We start from the raw sequence: 19109 nt of genomic DNA on the forward strand, positions 1-19109 counted from the left end.
ATGAGCGGGGCCGGTGTTGCCTCGACGACCGCATCGGCACCCGCCAGGACACCGGCCAGCTCGCGGAAGCTGGTGCGCCCGCCGAGATCGGTTCCGCACGCGCCCGCGACGTGCTCGGTCAGATCGGACTCGGCCGGTCCTCCGGTCACGACGACGCGAGACCCGGCCGCGGTCAGCGCGACCACGGCCTTCGCCCACCTGTCAGGCGACCAGGTGCGGGCGGGCGCCGTCGCACCGGGGTGCACCACCACGTACGGATGGCTCAGTTCGGTCTTCGGCGGGTCGAGCACGGCCAGCCGGCCGTCGTCACCCCGCGGGAGCTGAAATCCGGCTGCCTGCGCGACCTCCAGTGCCCGCTGGGCCTCCGGGACGTCCCGGTCGTCGCGCAGGCGCACGTCGAGCAGCGACCCCGGGTAGTCGGTCGATCGCGCCACGATCCTCGGCACTCCCGCCAGTCGCAGCACCAGGGCCAGTGGCAACGGGCTTTGGTGGAACGACGTGAGGATCAATGCCACGTCAGCGCGAATACCGCGTACCAACGCCGTGACGGCCTCGATGTCGACCGAGCGGACGTCCGGCGCGGGGCTGGCGATCCACGGACATTCCCACTCGACGATCCGGGTGACACCGGGCAGCAGCTCCGCCGCCTGGACGCCGCCCGGCCCGCACAGGAAGACCACCTCGCCGGCCCCCGCGGCCGCACGGACCGCGGGGCCGGCGAGCAGTACGTCGCCGTCGCTGTCGAGTCGTGCCACGAGGGTCCTCATCGGATCATCTCCAGCACGGCCAGCAGGTCAGGGGCGGTGCGCGGGGCACGTTCGACCTCTTCCGGCCTGGTCACCCCGGTGGGCACCAGCACGGGCACGGCACCCGCGGCCTGCGCGGCCACCACGTCCGCCCCGATGTCACCCACGACCACCGTGCGTTCAGGACTGACGTTCAAGGCCTCGCACGCCGCGAGCACCAGCCCCGGCGCGGGTTTGCGGCACGCGCAGCCGTCGTCCGGGTGATGCGGGCAGATCTGCCAGGTGCCGAACCGGCCCAGCAGCTCCTCGACCCGCGCGTTCACCGCGGCGACCTGCTCTTCGGTGAGCAGTCCCCTGCCAATCCCCGACTGGTTGCTCACCACGCCGGTGCGCAGGCCGTGTGCGCGCACGTCACGCAGCACTTCGCGCGCTCCTGGCATCGGTGCGACGCGGCCAGGGTCGCCGTTGTACGGAACGTCCCGGATGAGCGTGCCGTCGCGGTCGAACAGCACCGCGTCGAAAGCCTGGTCCATAGAGGAGGATTTAGCCGAGAACGGCGGCTTGAAACGCTACTCCGCGAAGCGGTTCACAACACCGGGCTGGCCTGCACCTCGTCGCCCTCCGCGATCCCGCGAACAAGTGCCTGGAGAGCCTCCTGTGCGTCGAAGCGCGGCTGCCACCCCAGTTCCGTCCTCGCCCGCGACGCGTCGAGCAGCGGCGATTTGAGGGCGAGGTCGACCCATCCGGGCGGAGTCGGTTGCAACCGGAGTCGCCAGGTCACGTTCGCCACCAGGCGCAACAGCCGCCCCGGAACGGCGACGTGCCGGCCACCGAGCACCTCCGCCAGTGCACGGGGAGTGACGACGGGCTCGGCCGCGAGGTTCACCGCGCCGTGCGGTCGTTGCCGGAGAATGCGGGTCAGCGCATCGGCGACGTCGTCGGTGTGGACGAACTGCAGCACCATGTCACGCGGCAGCGGCAGAACCGGAATCCGGTGCCGGAACAGGGCTTTCGGCACCAGGCTGCCGAGGAAGTAGCCGCGGATCTCGGACCCGGCGTCGGACTGCAGGATCAGGCCGGGCCGCGGCCGTGAGATCAGCAGACGGGTCTCGAACTCGTTCAGCAGGTGCTCCACCGCGGCCTTCTGCCTGCTGTAGAACGACGTTGTCACGCCGTTGACCGGCCAGGACTCGTCCACGCGGCGGTCCTTGCCGCCCGGCGAGTACGCGCCGACGGACGACATGTGGACCAGGTGCGGCACGCCGGCGTCGGCCGCCGCGGTGAAGACCTGCGCCGACCCGGCGACGTTGGTCCGGTACATCAGCCGTTCGTCACGGGCGGGCTGGATGAGCCAGGCGAGGTGCACGACCGCGTCGGCCTTGTCGAAGGCGGGGACGAGCAGCTCCTCCGCGCCGGGCCTGCCGATCTCGACGGGTGTCCAGGCCACGCCGCGGTAGGGCGGCGCGTCCGCTGGTGGACGGCGGGAGATGCCGTGCACCTCGATGTCCGGCTCGTCGGCGAGCCTGCGCAGCAGGGCGGTGCCGACGTTGCCGCTCGCGCCCGTGACGACGACCTTCACGATCGGGCTCGCGCGGTCTCGCGGTTGTTCGCCTTGTCGATCGCGTCGACGAGCTCGTCCTTGGTCATGTGCGACCGGCCCTCGATCTTCAGGCGCTTCGCGATGTCGTAAAGGTGCTGCTTGCTGGCGTTCGCGTCCACACCACCAGCGGTCTCGCCCTGGGCCGGTGTGCTGCGTTCCGCCTGCTCGTCGGACGGCCCCATCTCGTCCTTGGGTTCCCAGTGGTCGCCGACCTTCTCGAAGCTGTGCTTGAGCGCAGAGAAGGCGGTGCGATGTGCGCGTTCACCTTCGCCGTAGGTCTCGACGGCCGAGTCGTGCGCCTTGATCCACGTCCGCTGTGCCTTCTTCGGCGAACGGGCCACCGTGCTGGGCAGTTCCTGGCGTCCGGGCATGGCTCCTCCATGGTTTCGACCTGCGCCGATGGGTACCCGCGTGGCATGACCGCCATGCACGCCATCGACGTCCACAGCCCCCGCGACGACCAACTGATCGGCTGGCTCCCCGCCGCCACCACGTCTGACGTTTCCGCCTCGTTGTCAGCCGCCCGTTCCGCTCAACCGGCGTGGGCCGCCACCTCTGCGTCCGAGCGTGGCGCGGCGGTCAGGGCGGCGGCTGCGTCGTTGCGAGAACGGGCGAGCGACATGGCGACGGTCGTTGAGACCGAGACAGGACGCCCGTACGCGTCCGCGAGGGACGGCGTGCTGGCGGGCGCTGCGACGTTGGAGCAGTACGCCGAACTCGGTCCTGTCCATCGTGGACGGTCGTTGCTCGGCTCCGCGGTCGACTTCATGGTTCCCGAGCCACGCGGCGTCGTCGTGGCGTTGACGCCCTGGAACGACCCGGTCGCCGTGGCGTGCGGTCTGCTGGGAGCCGCTCTGGTCACGGGAAACGTCGTGGTGCACAAGCCGAGCGAACGCTGCCCTCACACCGGTCTGCTGCTCGCCACGGTGCTTCGGCCGTGCTTCCCCGACGGAGTGCTGCAGACGTTGGTCGGCGACGGCGAGGTCGGCGAAGCGCTGGTGCGTTCCTCCGAGGTCGACGTCGTCGCGCATGTCGGCAGCACCGCGACAGGTCGTGCGATCGCGCGGGCTTCCTCCGCGAAACTGTTGCTGGAGAACGGAGGCAACGACCCGCTGCTGATCGACGACGACGTGGACCCGTCGTGGGCGGCGTCGCAGGCGGCGCTGGGGGCGTTCACCAACGCGGGCCAGCTGTGCACCTCGGTCGAACGGATCTACCTGCACAAGGCGATCGCCCCGGCGTTCCTGGAAGCGTTGTGCGCTCAGGCACGTGAGTGGAACGCCGATCCGCAGCCGTTGGTGGACACCCGGCATCGCGACTTCGTGCACGACCAGGTGGCCGACGCGATCACGGCGGGTGCGCGGGCGCTGGTCGGCGGTGAGATCCCGTCGGGCCGTGGCGCCTTCTACCCGGCGACGGTGCTGGCGGACTGTTCCGGGGCGATGCGGATCATGTGCGAGGAGACGTTCGGGCCGGTCGCGCCCGTGCAGCTGGTGTCGTCGTTCGACGAGGGACTGGCAGAGGCCTGTTCCGGCGACTACGGCCTGGCCGCCACCGTGCTGACCAGCTCGATGGAGCACGCCCAGCGTGCATGGCGGGCGTTGCCGGTCGGCACGGTGAAGATCAACGCCGTGTTCGGTGGCGCACCCGGTGGCGCCGCTCAGCCCCGTGGCGCGTCCGGCACCGGGTTCGGTTACGGCCCCGAACTGCTCGACGAGATGACCACGACCAAGGTGGTCCACCTCGGCGTTCCCCACGGCCGGTCCTGATCAGACCGACGTGGCTCGCGCCAAGTCGCTCGGGTCGCGCCGCACACCTTCTGCCGCGTCGAGGACTTCCTCCACCGTGATCCGCAGCAGGCCGGGATCCGGTTCTTCGGCGAACGTGTCGCCGCTCCAGCCGTGCCAGAGCACCCGGTGCGGACCACGGCGCGGGCCCCAGAGGTCCGGGGACACCGGTCCGAACAGCAGGACCGACGGCGTCCGGTAAGCGGTGGCGACGTGCGCGACCCCGGTGTCGCCGCTGATGACGAGCCGGGCGGTGGCGACCAGGTCCATGAGCTCGGCGAGGGTGCCGGTCACGGGGTCCGGGGTGATCCGGCGGGCCAGGTCGTGTTCTGCAGGTCCCGCGGTGACGACCACCGAAGGGCCGAGTGCCTTCGCGACAGCCGCGTACCTCTCCACCGGCCACCTCCGCGCACCGGTGCTCGCACCGGGATGGATCACGATCCGGTCGGTCCTGTGCCCGGCAGGGGGCAACCGGAAGTCGTCGGGATCGCACCGGATGCCGTGCTGTTCCAGCAGATCGCACCACCGGAGCACCTCGTGCCGATCCGCCTGCCATCCCTCGCACGTGATCAGCCGCCGCGGCCGGGTGGCCATCAGCCTCCGCACGCTCTGCGGCCCCTTCCCATGCAGGTTGACCGCGAGATCGGGATCCTCGAAGGCGATCGGCGCCAGCTCCTCCGTCGGCAGCAACCGGTCGACGGCGTCGATCCGCGCCACCGCGTCCGCGAGCCACCCCGGCGCCGCCAGCGTGATCTCCGCCCCCGGAAACGCCGCCCGCAACCCGCGCAACGCGGGCACCGCCGTCAGCAGGTCACCCAGCCCGAGCGCCCGCAGCACCAGAATCCTCACGGTCTGCGGCTACCCGGCGAAGTGCCGGGCAAACGGGGCCGGCGCTCAGGCGACGTCGAGGACGGTCTTCAGCCACCCGTCCTCGCGGAGATCGAACGACCTGTACGCGTCGATCGCCGAAGTGGGCTTCTCGTGCCGGGTGATGAACGCCGTCGGGTCCACCGACCCGGTCAGCACGAGGTCCAGCAGACGCGGCAGGTAACGGCGGTGGTTGCAGTTGCCCATGCGCAGCGTCAGGTTCTTGTTCATCGCCGTGCCGATCGGGAACTGGTCGAACCCCGGCGGGTACACGCCGATGATCCCGATCGAGCCGGCCTTCGCGACCAGTTCGACGGCCCAGTCCAGCGCGAGGCGCGGCGCGTCGCCCGGTTTCCACTGCTCGTCCGTCCGCGATCCTGGCTGCTCCGCGTCGACTCCCACGGCCTCGATCACGCGGTCCGGTCCGATCCCGCCGGTCAGTTCCCGCACCACCTCAACGGGATCCTCCTCGTTGAAGTTCACGGTCTCCGCGTTCTGCGCGCGGGCCTTCTCCAACCTGGACGCGATGCCGTCGACGACGATCACCCGACCGGCACCCTGCCGTTTGGCCGACACGATCGCGAACTGCCCGACCACGCCCGCGCCCAGCACCAGCACGGTGTCGCCGGAACCGACCTCGGCGAGGCGGGCGCCGAACCACGCGGTCGGGAAGATGTCGGAGAGCAGGATCGCCTGGTCGTCGCTCACCCCGTCCGGAACCCGCACCAACGTCATCATGGCGTGCGGAATCCGCGCGTACTCGGCCTGCAACCCGTTGATCGGGCCTGTCGACCTGGGGCCACCGAAGAAGCACGTGCCGGCAGCCGGTCCGTTCGGGTTGGCGGTGTCGCACTGGGCGAAATACCCCGCACGGCAGTAGGAACACGTGCCACACCCGATCGTCGACGTCACCACGACGCGGTCGCCGGGAGTGAACCCCCGCACCGCGGCGCCGACCTCTTCGACGACGCCGACCGCCTCGTGCCCGAGAGCCGTGCCCTCGACCATGTCCGGCATCGTGCCGCGCACCATGTGCAGGTCCGTGCCGCAGATCGCGCTGCGGGTGATCCGGATGACCGCGTCCGTCGGTTCCTGAACGCGCGGGTCGTCCACCTCGTCCAGCCGGACGTCTCCCTTGCCGTGCCACACAACAGCCTTCACGTTCTTCTCCTCCCGTTTGCCGCCTGGTTTCCCGGGACGGCCGGCGCAAACACGCGCCGCACGGCAGGCGCTCATCGCTGCGAGGGTTCTCCACTCAGGTCGACGCGCAGGACGCCGCCGCGCTGCACGAAGGTCTCCGGCAGCCACGGCTGGTTCACCTCACGACCGTTCCACCGCACGCTCTGCACGTAGATGTCCGGGGCACCGGGCGCCAGGATCGTGATGTGGCGTCCGGGAATCCGGGCCTTGGGGAACATCGGGCTCGACACGTGCAGTTCGGCGCTGCTCGGCGTTCTCGGGTACAGGCCGAGCGCGGCGAAGACGTACCAGGCGGACATCGTGCCGAGGTCGTCGTTGCCCGGCAGGCCGGACGGACCCGTGCGGTAGACCAGTTTCGCCATCGCCCGCACGGTTTCCTGGGTCTGGTGCGGCCGGCCGAACTCGTTGTACAGCCACGGCGTGTGGATGCCGGGCTCGTTCGTCGGGTCGTACCGCAGCGGGTCGCCGCCGGTGGCCCAGGATCCGTCCGCGCGGTGGAAGAACGCGTCGAGCCTGCCCGCGGCCGCGTCCGCGCCACCCATGGCGTCGGCCAAGCCTGACGCGTCGTGCGGCACCATCCACGTGTAGGTGGCGCTGCTGCCCTGCGCGAAACCCTGGTCGGAGGCCGGGTTGAACGGCGTCACCCAGCTGCCGTCCGCCTTGCGCGCCTGCTGGTGGCCGGTCGCCGGGTTGAAGGTGTTGCGCCACCAGCCCGCGCGCTTCCGCAGTTCCTCAGTGGGACGGCCGAGTCGCCTGGCCAGGTCCGCGAGCGCGTGGTCGGCGACGGCGTCCTCCAGCGTCTCGGCGGCGCCGCCCCAGCAGTGGCACATGTCGTGCGGGGCGTAGCCGAGGCGCAGGTACTCGGCGAGGTTCGGCCGTTGACCCTCGCACTGGCCGGGACAGCCCTTGTCGGACAGGCCGTCCGGGTGCGGGACGGTGGCCTGGCGCAGCAACGAGTCGAACGCCCCGCGCACGTCGAAGTCCTTGGCGCCCATGGCGTACATGCCCGCGACGGCCGGTGCGGACGGGTCACCGGTCATGACGTGCGTCGGACCGTTGACGTGGACCCAGCGGTCCCAGACACCGCCGTTCTGGCGGGCGAGGTTCAGCAACGACTGGGCGTAGTCGCTCGCCACGCGTGGTTCCAGCAGCGCCAGGAGCTGTGTGTGGGCACGGTACTGGTCCCAGCCGGAGAAGTTCCCGTACTGGACCTTCTGGCCTGGCGCGAGCCGGTGGATCTTCCTGTCGGAACCGAGATAGGTTCCCTCGACGTCGCTGGTTACGTTCGGCTGCAGGAACGCGTGGTAGAGCGCGGTGTGGAAGATCGTCCGCTCGTCGATGGTCCCGCCGTCGACCTCGACCGCGCGGAGCTGCTTCGCCCAGGCCTTCTTGGCTTCTCGAGCGACCTCGGCAACGGTCGCGCGAGGAGGGATCTCCGCAGCAAGGTTGCGTTTGGCCGCGTCGAGGCTCGTGTAGGAGATGCCGACCCGCATCCGCACGCTGCTGTCCGCAAAGGACGCGTAGCCGCCGGAACCCTTGCCGGCGCGGGCACTTCCGGTCAGGTAGCCCTCGCCGCCGGTCGCGGACGTCGTGCCCGGCCTGAGCTCGCTGTTGACCCAGGTGCCGTAGGCCGCGATCGGACTGTCGAACGAGGCCGTGAAGTACAAGCGGTAGTAGGTTTTCTGGTTGTTCACGCCGCCGTTCGCGCGCCGGCCGCAGAACGCGCCGGTGAGCACCGAGCCCGAGACGGTGTTGCCGGCCGGGTCGATGGTGATCTCGGCGTCCTCGCTGCCGTTGAGCGAGTTCGAGGCCCGGAACAGCAGTGAACCCGTGGCAGGAAAGGTGAACTCACCGATGCCCGCACGCGTCGTGACGGACAGGTCCGCCGTGGCACCGGACTTCAGGCCCACCCGGTAGCGGCCGGGCTCGGCGATCTCGTCGGCGTGCGCGAAGTCGCTGGCGTAGATCTGGTCCTTCGTGTCCGCGGTCGGCGACGACGTGATGTCGCCGATGTGCGGCATGATCGGCACGTCGCCCGCGGCGCCGGGATGGCAGCCCGCGCCGTTGACGTGCGTGAGGCTGAAGCCGCGCACTCTCGTGGCGTCGAGGCGTAACCGTTGGCGGCGCCCGTGTTCGTCTGGTCGCCTCGGGTCGACGTCGGGCTCCACGAGATCATCCCGAACGGACGGACGGCACCCGGATAGGTGTTGCCGCCGCCCGCCGAGCCGATCAACGGGTCGACGTACCTCGTGTCTCCCTCGCCACCGCGCTCGCGGGAGTCGCCAGCGCGGCGGTGAGGACAGCGGCCAGGCAGATCGAGAGCGCTCTCACGCTGGCGGAAGCTACCGGGTCGGCGTGGCGGCTGTCAGTAAACGCACGGTGGCCGATAGCCGTCGACGCGCAGACCGCGGAACTCCAGGTCGTTCGGCGTCTTGCCGACGAACACCAGGCCACGGGCGTCGTCGAGTGCCTCCGACAGTGGATAGGCCGGCTTGCCCAGCTCGGGCAAAGTTGTCCACTTGTCAGGATGGAAGCTGAAGAACCTCTTGACGAGTTTGCCCCGAGTGGACGGCACCTTCGTGACCCACTTGTCGCCGCCGCTCCAGAACGAAGCGGGCCGCAGCTGGATGTAGAGATCATCGGTGGCGCGGTAGGTCATCCAGAAGCCTGCCGACCTGGACAGGTCGGCCTGCGCCTCGAACTTGTTGCCGAGCCACACCACCATGACGGCCCAGTCACTGGCGAGAAACTTGATCTTCGCCGTGTAACCGTGGCGACCCTGGGGGACGAGAATGCTGCCGGTCGCCGGCTCGGTGGCACCTTCGCCGCTGGCGAGCCACTGCTGGAACCGGTCGATGGACGGAGTTCTGCACTCGCCGCCGTGGGAGGCGTTCGCGACCGCCGTGGAGCCGAACAGGAACATCAGCGCGTACGCGATCACCGCGACGCGGCCGAGTGTCGAATTCAAGCGCATCTCGCGGACCGTAGCGGAAATTGGTTGAACCATTTCCGTTCACGGTTGACGGCTGTACCTGGACAGCGGATTGTGAGCGCGCCTCACGGTGGTCACCCTGTGCGTCGTGCAGCCCGCCAGATGGCTTGGATTCATCAGCGTCATAACGATTTTCTGCGCCCAGCTGGACACGCCGGCCGCCGCCTCACCGGACTGCCCGACGTCCATCGACGACCGGTCGTTCGCCTCCGCCTCGTCACTGCGCGCCCTGAACGCCACCGTCGCCGGGTTCGGCCTGCGGGCGACCGGAAGCCCCGCGCACCAGCGGCTGATCTCCTGGCTGGAACGCCGCGTCTCCCGGCTCCCCGGCATGTCCGTGCGTTCCGAGCGCTTCGCGATCCAGCGCTGGCAACCAGGTCCAGGTTTCCTCGTAGCCGGCGATGTCGTGCCGGTCGCGGGCGCGATCCCCTACTCCGCCCCGGGTCTGCGCTCCGGCGAGCTGATCCACCTGCCCGCCGGCACGCCCATCACCGCCGCCAACGCACGCGGCAAGGTCGTCCTGCGCGACTTCCCCGCCGTCGACCGCGGCTATCTCGCCGAACCCCTGCTGGACCGCGACATGGTCGACGCGGGAATCGCCGGTGCCGCCGGAGTCGTCATCGCCTTCCCCTTCCCGCACAAGCAGGTGGAGGGCTACTGGGATCCGCATCTGGGCACGCACTACCGCGTGCCGGGCGTGTTCGTCGGCGCCGACGCGGCCCTCAAGCTGAAGGTCGGCACGCGGACCACCATCGGCGTCCTGGCCGCGCGCGCCCCCGCCGTCACGCGGTCGCTGATCGCCACGCTGCCCGGACTGAGCAGCGAGCGGATCGTCATCGACACCAACACCGACGGCGTGGGATGGGTGCAGGAGAACGGAACCGTCGCCCTCCTCGCCCTGGCCGGGCACTTCGCCCGTCTCCCCCTGCGCTGCCGGCCGCGCACGATCGAGTTCGTCTTCGCGACCGGTCACCTGCACCGCCCGGCGGAAGGCAGCGAGTTCCGCGCCCGCGCGCTAGACGCCGAGTACGACTCGGGTTCCGTCGCGTTCGCGTTCGTCCTGGAACACCTCGGCACGCGGGAGTTCCTGCCCAGCGCGGGTTCCCTGCGACCGACCGGCGCGGCGGAGCCCTCAGGCTGGTTCGCCGGCAGTCCCGTGCTCGGTCAAGCCGCCTCCACGGCACTGGCCGGACGAGCGGTGGACCGCACGTTCGTCCTGCCGGGCAACGATGCCCCGGTGCCCGGCCGGGCACCGCCGCAGTGCTCGTTCGGTGGCATCGGCACGCACTTCCACTCGCACCTGATCCCGACGATGGCGATGATCTCCGGGCCGTGGACGCTCTGGGCACCGTCGTTCGGCGCCGACGCCGTCGACCACGAACACATGCGGCGCCAGGTGCTGGCCGCGGGTGACGCCATCACGGCGCTCGGGCCGGTGCCCAGGGAGCAGATCGCCGGGCCGTACCTGGACCTGCGGCGCGCACGCGCGGGCGGCGCACCCGCCTGTTCCCACGACCTGCCACCGGAGTGGGCGCCTAGAACCTGATGGACGCCTGCACGGGCAGGTGGTCAGACGGGTACTGGCCGTCCCGCCGGTAGGTGTTGATCGCCGCGGCCTCGACCGTGACACCACGGGTGAGGATCCAGTCGATGCGCGGACCGTTCGGCACCAACGGGCCGTACCCGTGGAACGTCCCGTACGCCGGCGTGGTCTGCGGGCCGGCGAGCCACGAGTCGGTCAGCCCGCTCGTCAGGATCTCGTACGTGGGTGACGCGGTGGCCGCGGCGTTGAAGTCACCGGTGAGCACGATCGGCAACGCCTGCGCCCGGAGACGGTCGCACACGTACTCGGCGCTGCGCACGCGGGAGTTCTCCGACTCGTTGTCGAAGTGGGTGTTCACGACCACGAACTGCTTGCCCGTCACCCGGTCGGCGAACCGGATCCACGTGACCATGCGGATGGCGATGTTGCCCCACGACCTCGAGCCCACGACGTTCGGTGTCGCGGACAGCCAGTGGTGGTCGAACTCGAGCGGCTCCAGCCGGAGCGTGTCGAAGAAGATCGCCATGAACTCGTCGTGGCTGCCGCCCGCCCTGCCCAGCCCGATCCAGTCGTAGTGGTCCGGCAGGTCGTGCGCGATGTCCAGCACCTGCCCGTAGAGACCCTCCTGCGTGCCCAGCACCGCGGGTAGCTCGCTCATCAGGAGCTTGGCCATCACCGGGCGTCTGACCGCCCACGAGTTCGGCTCGACGTCCGAGGCGTACCGCAGGTTGAACGACATGACGCTCAAGGTCGACACCCTGCCGAGCATGGCACAGGCCCGTCCCGCACCAGGACGGGCCTGCGTTCCCTATGCCGGCGCGTAGCCGGTCGGGCGGCTGGTGAACGTGCCACGGCCTTGTGTCCGGCTGCGCAACCTCGTCACGTAACCGAACATCTCCGCCAACGGCACACTCGCCGTCACCACCGTCGTGCCGGTCCTCGCGACCGTGCCGAGGATCCGGCCGCGACGCGCTGCCAGGTCACCGAGCACGCCACCGAGGCAGGTCTCCGGCACGGTGACCGTGACCTCGGCGATCGGTTCGAGCAGCGTCATCGCCCCGGCCTTCAGTGCCTCGCGCAGGCCGAGACGACCGGCCGTGCGGAACGCCATCTCCGACGAGTCCTTGACGTGCGTGGACCCGTCGGTCAGCGTGACCCGCAGTCCCGTCACCGGGTGTCCGAGCGGCCCTTCGGCCAGCGCGTCCCGGCAGCCCTGTTCGACAGCGCGGACGAACTCCTGCGGCACGCGCCCGCCGGTGACCGCCGAACGGAACTCGAAGCCGGTCTCCAGCGGCTCGGTGTCGATGACGACGTGAGCGAACTGTCCCGCACCTCCGTCCTGCTTCACGTGCCGGTAGACGAATCCCGTGACACCGCTGCCGACTGTCTCGCGGTAGGAGACGCGAGGCCGTCCCATGGTGATCTCGATGCGGTGGTTCGTGCGCGCCTTCTCCACCGCGACCTCCAGGTGCAGCTCACCCAAGCCCGACAACACCGTCTGGCCGGTCTCCGGGTCCGTCCTGACCTGCAGGGACGGGTCCTCGTCGACCAGGTGCGCCAGTGCCTCCGTCAGCCTCGCGTTGTCCGCGCTGGTCCGCGGCTCGACCGCCACCGACACAACGGGTTCAGCCGACACCGGCGGTTCCAGCAGCAACGGAGCCGTTGGCGCGCACAGGGTCGCCCCGGTGCGAGCCGACTTCAGCCCGACCACGGCCACGATGTCACCCGCGACCGCCTGGTCGACCGGCGTGTGCCGATCGGCCTGGACGCGCAGGATCCGGCCGATGCGCTCGGCCCGTCCCGCCACCAGCACCGTCTCTCCTTTGTGGAGTGTGCCGGAGTAGACGCGCACGTACGTCAACCGTCCGGTGGCGGTGGCGTTCACCTTGAACACCAACGCCGCGAACGGCGCGTCCGGATCCGCCGGCCGCTCCTCGCCGTCGACACCGCGCACCGGTGGAACGTCCACAGGGGACGGAAGGTACGCGATCACCGCGTCCAGCAACGGTTCGATGCCCCGGTTCCGGTACGCCGAACCGCACAGCACAACGGTTCCGGCGCCCTGGTGGGTCAGTTCCCTCAGAGCGTTCCTGAGCGTCTGCTCGGACAAGCCCTGAGCGAAGAACTCCTCCAATGCTTCCGGATGCAGCTCCGCCACCGTCTCCTCCAGGAGGCGACGACGCCGTTGTGCCTCTGCCAGCAGTGTTTCCGGTACGGGTCCTTCCGTGAACTCGCCGTCCCAGGTCAGCGCGACCATGCGCACCAGGTCGACGACGCCGACGAACCCGTCCTCGGCACCGATCGGCAGCTGCACCACGAGCGGCACGGTGTGCAGACGCGTCCTCAGTGACTCCACAGCCGTGTCGAGGTCCGCGCCCGCCCGGTCGAGCTTGTTGACGAACGCGATCCGCGGCACGCCGTGCCGATCCGCCTGCCGCCACACCGACTCGCTCTGCGGCTCGACGCCCGCGACACCGTCGAACACCGCGACGGCTCCGTCCAGCACCCGCAGCGACCGTTCGACCTCGTCGGAGAAGTCGACGTGCCCAGGCGTGTCGATGAGGTTGACGCGATGGCCGTCCCACGTGCAGCTGACGGCCGCGGCGAAGATCGTGATGCCGCGGTCGCGCTCCTGCGGGTCGAAGTCCGTGACGGTCGTGCCGTCGTGGACCTCGCCGCGCTTGTAGGTGGTGCCGGTGGCGAACAGGACGCGTTCGGTGAGTGTGGTCTTGCCCGCGTCGACGTGGGCGAGGATGCCCAGGTTGCGGACGGCGTTCAACGTGATCGTGCGCATGGCTCAGTGCCTTTTCGGTGTGAAAGGACTACAGGTCAGCGCGATGAGCCGACGACACCCTCAGGCGGGGTCGTCAGACACTCCGGTACCCGGCGCGCAGCGGGCAGCCGGGGTGCGGAGACACGAGGATCACGTCGAAACGGGACGGGAGGAAGACGGCGGTACGCACGGCCGGTCCCCTCTCGTCGCTCAGTGATGTTGATCGTGGAGTGTACGCACGGCGGGGTGGTCGCGACAGCGATTTACCCGTTCGGCAGCTTGCCTGCACTGCCGCGGCACCTACCGTGCTTCGAGTGGTCCACAACGAGATCCGCGGCATCGTGCACGGACTGGCCGTCCAGGCCGGGACGATCACGATCACGCGATGCCCGCCGATCACCACGAGCCCGGATCGGCTGACCAGGGCGCTCAACGACGTGACAGTGCGCTTCACCTCACCCGCCGGCACGGGACTGGGGGTGCGCGTCAGCACAAACCTCGTGCTGACCCTCGCGGCACTCGTGCCGAACGCGGATCCGTTGCCGGACAACCCCGAACTCGTTCTCGTCGAGCGTGTTCCCGACGACGAGCTGTTCGCCTGCGTGGGCGCGAAGCAGGCTGCCGAGCCCTTCTCCACCGTCCTGGAACGCGTACCCGGCTCCCCCGTGCTGAACCAGCTGACGGGTGCGGTCTGCGCCATCGTCGTCGGACCGGACAGGACCACACCGATACCGGGGCTCGCCCTCACACCGGACCAGCGCTGGCTCGACCTCCTGGATTCCGATCAGATCGCCGCGGGCGGGTGGAGGCATCTGCGGCCCGTGTTGCGCCGGTACCTCCGCGCGGTGCGACTGCTCGGCGAACAGCACGAGTACGAGCGAGCCGGGGACGTGGCTCCGGACCTGCGCACCATCTATCTGGAACGCCTGGCGGAGAACAGCGCGGACGACGAGGAGTCCGGGCTGCCGGACAGGATCGACGCCGACCAGTTGCTCACCGACCACCCCAACTCCCAGATCATCGCCGAGCCCGGTGCCGGCAAGTCCAGTCTGGTTCGGCACTATGCCGCGCAGTCCGCGGCCATGTGGCTGGAGCACGGCACGGGCACGGTGGTCCCGGTTCCCATCACCGCGAACGCCTTCAGCCGCGGCAGGCTGTTGCCCGAGGTGCTCGCCGACGGCGTCCAGCCCGACCTGGACCTGGCCCGGCCGCACCTGGTCGGCCTGTTCGGCGACGAGCCGCTGCCCGGCGTCCGGTGGCTGATCCTCGTCGACGGTCTCGACGAGGTCGTGGACCCCGCCCAGCGCACGGCGGTCCTGCGCCGGATCCGGCAGTTCCGCAAGGTCCCCAAGTACCGCATCGCCCTCACCAGCCGGCACCTCGGCCCCGCCGACATCGCGCGGCTCGACGAGGACCGGTGTCCCACCTACGTCCTCACGCCGTTCGACGACGAGGACCTCGACCGGTTCGTCTCGACCTGGCTCGGCGGGCAGCGCAGACCGGCCTCGGAAGCCGCCGACCTGGTTGCCCGGCTGCGCCACTCCAAGCTCGACGAGCTGGTCTACGTGCCGCTGATCGCGACCATGGTGTGCGCCCTGCACTGCTCGAGCCCGGACGCCGAGCTCCCCCGTGACCAGACCGAGCTGTACCGGCGGTTCGTCGAGTGGCAGCTGTCCAAGCTGTCCCAGCACGACATCGGTGCCCGGCTGCGGCAGTGGCAGGCCCGGTCCGGAGTGACCGCCGAACAGGCCGTCGCCGGGCTGCGTGACCGGCTCGAACCGTTGCTGTGCGCGGTCGCCCACGACCTGGTCACGATCAGCCCGCGGCCGGACGTTCTGGAGTCCGCAGCGGCACGACACCCGGACACGGCGCGCGAGGCCGTCGCCGAGGCACTGCGTCTGAGCGGACTGGTCTGTCACGCGGGAAAGGGCTCGTCTTCCGGCACCGCACGATCGAGGAGTACCTGGCCGCGTGCCACGTCATGGCCACCCATCCGGAGCCCGCACGGCTGCTGGAGCCCAGGTTCGGCGCCAGGTGGGAATGGCCCGATCTCGGGATGAAGGTGTTCCTGGCAGCACAGCTGACCGAGGCGGGCACAGACGTCCGGAGTCAGCTGCGGCGCATGATGTGGCCGCCTTTCCGCAGCCAGCACATCGGTTTTGTCGCGGCACTCGTCCGGCACGGGGCGGAGGTCGACGGCAAGATGCTGCGCCGGGCGGTCCGGCTGCTCGCCCGCACGGTGCGGTCGGCGTCGACAGGCAAGGAATGGCTCCAGCACGTCCAGTGGCTGCACGAGATCGACGCCGGGGCCACGACCAAGGTGCTCAGGTCGATGGTGGCGCGGCCGGGGCGGCACACCCCGAACCGGCGGTTCGAGACCATCCGGTACCTGATCGGTATGGACCCGTACGAAAACGCGGAGTCCGTGGTCACCTACCTGCTCGACCCGGAGATCAGGCGTATCGACCGCAACGGTGTGGACAAGCTGCTCGCGGACATCGACGTCGAGCTGAGCGTGCGGATCTTCTCCGAGCTAGCCACCGAGGCCCACGAACCCACACTCCGTCTGCAGGGTTCCGAGATCGTGCTGAGCCACGACACCGACCGCGGGCTCGAACTGCTCGCCCGTATCGGCCTGCATTCCTCCACCAGCGACGACACCCGGATCGCCGCGATCAACATCGCCGCTGGTCACGACGAGGCCTTCGGTTTCGAGCTGTGGCGCGCGTTCACGGCCACGGCGAGCCCCGAGGGGTCTCTGGCACCGACGACCGGAAAGCTCCTGCGCGCCAGGGACGATCGGACCATCCCACCGGCACAGCGGCACGAATTCGCCGACTTCCTGGTCCACAGGGCGGGCCGGGACCCGAAGTTGCTGCTGGAGACGGCGCAACACCACGAGGTCCCAGCGGGACAACGGATCGAGGCGGCACTGCTCAACAGCGTCACCGACCCAGAGGGCTCGATCAAGATCATGGAGGACGTGATCGACTGCTGCCAACCGGGTGATAGCTGGGTGCTTTCGTGCATCTGGCACCTCCAGCAGATCTCCGAGTCCAAGGGCGTGGAAGCGCTCGTAAGGGTGGTGAAGGATGAACGAAGGACGGAGTACCTCCGGCTGAGAGCAGCAGAACGGCTACCTCTGCTGGAACGGCTCGATATGTACGACTACCTCGTTGACGAGACCTCGTTCAGCGATGACGACAAGATGCAAGCCGCACGCCGGGCGCTGCACTTGCAGCGGTCGCGCGGCCTGGACGCGTACGCCCGGATCGCCGGCCAAAGCCAGGTCGGGATGCAAAACAGGATGAGGGCGGCGCGCAGGTCGGAGGGCTACAAGTACGGCGCCTACGAGAGCATCGTGAAGGACCGCAGCGCCCCCGGCACCCTGCGAGTCCAAGCCGCCGTCGCGGCGCGGCGCGGCGTCGACACCATCGAAACCAGATGGCTCCTGGAGTACCTGGTGCAGGAGGAGCTGGACGGTAAAACACAGCTGGCGATCGCCGAAGAGCTGGACAGCACAGACGCGGTTCGACTCCTCGACCAAATGGCGTGTTCCACCCTCCCCGCGAAGTTCCGCCTGGCCGCCGCCGCCCAGCTGGTCACGCTGCGCGGCGTCTGGCACGCCGCCGACGCGTACCAGGCGATCGCCGACGACATGAGCGTGTCCAGCTATCAGCGGCTCGAGGCACAGCAGGAGGCGGACCAGTTGCGCCAGCTCTGACATTGCGATCACGGCCCGCGCGTCGTACGGTCACCACTAAGTTCAAGCATTGAACGAATGAGGTGGATCATGGGCGTGCCCACTCCCGCGGACAAGTTCTCCTTCGGTCTCTGGACCGTGGGCTGGCAGGGTCGCGACCCGTTCGGCGAGGCCACGCGGCCTGAGCTGGACGTCGTCGAGGCGGTGCACCGGCTGGCAGAGCTCGGGGCGTACGGGCTGTCGTTCCACGACGACGACCTGTTCGGCTTCGCGGCGACGGACCGCGAGCGGCAGATCGACAGGCTCAAGACGGCGCTCGCCGAGACCGGGCTCGTGATCCCGATGGTGACGACGAACCTGTTCAGCCACCCCGTGTTCAAGGACGGCGGCTTCACCAGCAACGACCGGTCGGTGCGGCGGTTCGCGCTCAGGAAGGTGCTGCGCAACATCGAGCTGGCTGCGGAGCTCGGCGCCAAGACCTACGTGCTCTGGGGCGGGCGTGAGGGCGCCGAGTACGACACGGCCAAGGACGTGCGTGCGGCGCTCGACCGGTACCGCGAGGCCATGAACCTGCTGACGCAGTTCGTCACCGACCGCGGCTACGACCTGCGGTTCGCGATCGAGCCGAAGCCGAACGAGCCGCGCGGCGACATCCTGCTGCCCACGATCGGGCACGCGCTGGCGTTCATCACGACGCTGGACCGGTCCGACCTGGTGGGGCTCAACCCCGAGGTCGGGCACGAGCAGATGGCCGGGCTGAACTTCGTGCACGGCATCGCGCAGGCCCTGTGGCACGACAAGCTCTTCCACATCGACCTCAACGGGCAGCGCAGCATCAAGTACGACCAGGACCTGGTCTTCGGGCACGGCGACCTGATGAACGCGTTCGCGCTGGTCGACCTGCTGGAGAGCGCCGGGTACGACGGGCCGCGGCACTTCGACTACAAGCCGTCGCGGACCGAGGACATCACGGGCGTCTGGGACTCGGCCAAGGCCAACATGCGGACGTACCTGCTCCTCAAGGAACGCGCGCTCGCCTTCCGCGCGGACCCCGAGGTGCAGGAGGCGCTGCAGATCGCGGGTGTCGACGAGTTGAAGAAGCCGACGCTGAACGCCGGTGAGTCCTACGACGACCTGATCAAGGACGACAGCTTCGACGCGGACAAGGCCGGCGAGCGCGGCTTCGGCTTCGTGCGGCTGAACCAGCTCGCGCTCGAGCACCTCGCCGGGGCGCGCTGACATGACGCTCGTCGCGGGCGTCGACTCCTCGACGCAGTCGTGCAAGGTCGTGGTGCGCGAGGCGGAGACCGGCAGGCTCGTCCGGGAGGGCCGCGCTGCCCACCCGGACGGCACCGAGGTGCACCCTTCGCACTGGTGGGACGCGCTGCAGAGCGCGCTGTCGGACACCGGAGGCCTCGACGACGTCGCGGCGTTGAGCGTCGCGGGTCAGCAGCACGGCATGGTCTGCCTCGACGAGGACGGCAACGTCGTGCGAGAAGCGTTGCTGTGGAACGACACGAGGTCCGCAGCGGCGGCCGCCGACCTGACCGCCGAGCTGGGCGCGGCTCAGTGGGCCGAGCGGATCGGGCTGGTGCCGGTCGCGTCGTTCACGATCACGAAGCTGCGCTGGCTCGCCCAGCACGAGCCGGTCAACGCCAAGCGCACCGCCGCCGTCTGCTTGCCGCACGACTGGCTGACGTGGCGGCTGCGCGGCACCGGCGATCTCGCCGACCTGGTCACCGACCGGTCGGACGCGTCGGGCACCGGGTACTTCGACTCGGTGGCGAACGAGTACGTGCCGGACCTGCTCTCACTCGGGCTCGGCCGCGCGGACGTGCTGCTGCCGCGCGTGCTCGGTCCTGCCGAGTCGGTCGACGGTCCGGTGCGGCTCGCGGCGG

At 69.7% G+C, this 19109-nt stretch carries 15 protein-coding genes and 1 pseudogene; 6 read left to right on the plus strand and 10 right to left on the minus strand.

The annotated features are described in order from the left end of the window. The 4 genes from FXN61_RS33455 to FXN61_RS53165 all read right to left on the minus strand — a co-directional run. Nucleotides 1-767 (minus strand): glycosyltransferase family 9 protein (locus FXN61_RS33455; protein WP_312878175.1); only part of this gene is annotated, 767 nt, incomplete at its 3' end. Next, nucleotides 764-1279 carry a D-glycero-alpha-D-manno-heptose-1,7-bisphosphate 7-phosphatase gene (locus FXN61_RS33460; RefSeq protein ID WP_167977962.1) on the minus strand — a complete coding sequence of 172 codons (516 nt, stop codon included), beginning with the start codon at nt 1277-1279 and terminating at the stop codon, nt 764-766. The genes FXN61_RS33460 and FXN61_RS33455, both read right to left, overlap by 4 nt. 53 nt (nt 1280-1332) lie before the next feature. Continuing rightward, nucleotides 1333-2325, minus strand: coding sequence for an NAD-dependent epimerase/dehydratase family protein (locus tag FXN61_RS33465; RefSeq protein WP_167977963.1), 993 nt, complete (start codon nt 2323-2325; stop codon nt 1333-1335). Continuing rightward, nucleotides 2322-2717, minus strand: coding sequence for a ChaB family protein (locus FXN61_RS53165; RefSeq protein WP_167977964.1), 396 nt, complete (start codon nt 2715-2717; stop codon nt 2322-2324). Before FXN61_RS53165 ends, FXN61_RS33465 begins: the two co-directional genes overlap by 4 nt. Nucleotides 2718-2762: 45 nt before the next feature. Between FXN61_RS53165 and FXN61_RS33475 the strand changes: the two genes are divergently transcribed. Beyond that, the gene (locus FXN61_RS33475) at nt 2763-4115 is read left to right on the plus strand and encodes an aldehyde dehydrogenase family protein (RefSeq protein ID WP_167977965.1); all 1353 of its coding nucleotides are present in this window, start codon (nt 2763-2765) and stop codon (nt 4113-4115) included. On the opposite strand, the gene FXN61_RS33480 is transcribed toward FXN61_RS33475, so the two are convergent. The 4 genes and pseudogenes from FXN61_RS33480 to FXN61_RS33495 all read right to left on the minus strand — a co-directional run bounded on the left by FXN61_RS33480 (nt 4116) and on the right by FXN61_RS33495 (nt 9123). After that, nucleotides 4116-4982 (minus strand): glycosyltransferase family 9 protein, encoded by an 867-nt coding sequence (locus FXN61_RS33480; RefSeq protein WP_312878176.1) that lies wholly within the window; start codon nt 4980-4982, stop codon nt 4116-4118. A gap of 45 nt (nt 4983-5027) precedes the next feature. Then, nucleotides 5028-6161 carry a zinc-dependent alcohol dehydrogenase gene (locus FXN61_RS33485; RefSeq protein ID WP_167977966.1) on the minus strand — a complete coding sequence of 378 codons (1134 nt, stop codon included), beginning with the start codon at nt 6159-6161 and terminating at the stop codon, nt 5028-5030. Between the two features lie 71 nt (nt 6162-6232). Continuing rightward, a pseudogene (locus FXN61_RS33490) lies at nt 6233-8433 on the minus strand (GH92 family glycosyl hydrolase). Nucleotides 8434-8565: 132 nt separating this feature from the next. Next, entirely contained in the window at nt 8566-9123 is a 558-nt protein-coding gene (locus tag FXN61_RS33495) for a hypothetical protein (protein WP_167977973.1), read from the minus strand. Between the two features lie 157 nt (nt 9124-9280). Here FXN61_RS33495 and FXN61_RS33500 point away from each other — a divergent pair, with 157 nt between their 5' ends. Further along, nucleotides 9281-10738, plus strand: a complete 1458-nt coding sequence (locus tag FXN61_RS33500) for a hypothetical protein (RefSeq protein ID WP_167977967.1) — start codon at nt 9281-9283, stop codon at nt 10736-10738. On the opposite strand, the gene FXN61_RS33505 is transcribed toward FXN61_RS33500, so the two are convergent. Further along, the gene (locus FXN61_RS33505) at nt 10728-11474 is read right to left on the minus strand and encodes an endonuclease/exonuclease/phosphatase family protein (RefSeq protein WP_246292325.1); all 747 of its coding nucleotides are present in this window, start codon (nt 11472-11474) and stop codon (nt 10728-10730) included. The genes FXN61_RS33500 and FXN61_RS33505 overlap by 11 nt on opposite strands. Nucleotides 11475-11543: 69 nt before the next feature. Beyond that, nucleotides 11544-13529 carry an elongation factor G gene (gene fusA / locus FXN61_RS33510; protein ID WP_167977969.1) on the minus strand — a complete coding sequence of 662 codons (1986 nt, stop codon included), beginning with the start codon at nt 13527-13529 and terminating at the stop codon, nt 11544-11546. 293 nt (nt 13530-13822) lie between these two features. Here fusA and FXN61_RS33515 point away from each other — a divergent pair, with 293 nt between their 5' ends. The 4 genes from FXN61_RS33515 to FXN61_RS33530 form a co-directional block, all read left to right on the plus strand. Then, complete coding sequence (locus FXN61_RS33515; RefSeq protein ID WP_167977970.1) at nt 13823-15568, plus strand: NACHT domain-containing protein; 1746 nt, start codon at nt 13823-13825, stop codon at nt 15566-15568. Further along, a complete protein-coding gene (locus FXN61_RS33520) occupies nt 15490-17232 on the plus strand; it encodes a hypothetical protein (protein WP_167977971.1) in 1743 nt (580 codons plus the stop codon). The genes FXN61_RS33515 and FXN61_RS33520 overlap by 79 nt, the downstream gene beginning before the upstream one ends. Nucleotides 17233-17289: 57 nt before the next feature. After that, nucleotides 17290-18450: a xylose isomerase gene (gene xylA, locus FXN61_RS33525; protein WP_223165696.1), complete on the plus strand. Its 1161-nt coding sequence runs from the start codon at nt 17290-17292 to the stop codon at nt 18448-18450. A gap of 1 nt (nt 18451) precedes the next feature. Continuing rightward, the coding region (locus FXN61_RS33530; protein WP_246292326.1) for an FGGY family carbohydrate kinase at nt 18452-19109 on the plus strand (658 nt) is incomplete at its 3' end.

The sequence above is a fragment of the Lentzea indica genome, from assembly GCF_012184385.1.
GTDB classification, from domain to species: domain Bacteria; phylum Actinomycetota; class Actinomycetes; order Mycobacteriales; family Pseudonocardiaceae; genus Lentzea; species Lentzea indica.

What these genes read in the sequence shown, in the direction of transcription:
- FXN61_RS53165 (WP_167977964.1), bottom strand. Translation starts at nt 2,717, where the DNA reads ATGCCCGGACGCCAGGAACTGCCCAGCACGGTGGCCCGTTCGCCGAAG.
- FXN61_RS33520 (WP_167977971.1), top strand. Translation starts at nt 15,490, where the DNA reads ATGGCCACCCATCCGGAGCCCGCACGGCTGCTGGAGCCCAGGTTCGGC.
- FXN61_RS33505 (WP_246292325.1), bottom strand. Translation starts at nt 11,474, where the DNA reads ATGTCGTTCAACCTGCGGTACGCCTCGGACGTCGAGCCGAACTCGTGG.
- xylA (WP_223165696.1), top strand. Translation starts at nt 17,290, where the DNA reads ATGAGGTGGATCATGGGCGTGCCCACTCCCGCGGACAAGTTCTCCTTC.
- fusA (WP_167977969.1), bottom strand. Translation starts at nt 13,529, where the DNA reads ATGCGCACGATCACGTTGAACGCCGTCCGCAACCTGGGCATCCTCGCC.
- FXN61_RS33460 (WP_167977962.1), bottom strand. Translation starts at nt 1,279, where the DNA reads ATGGACCAGGCTTTCGACGCGGTGCTGTTCGACCGCGACGGCACGCTC.
- FXN61_RS33495 (WP_167977973.1), bottom strand. Translation starts at nt 9,123, where the DNA reads ATGTTCCTGTTCGGCTCCACGGCGGTCGCGAACGCCTCCCACGGCGGC.
- FXN61_RS33475 (WP_167977965.1), top strand. Translation starts at nt 2,763, where the DNA reads ATGACCGCCATGCACGCCATCGACGTCCACAGCCCCCGCGACGACCAA.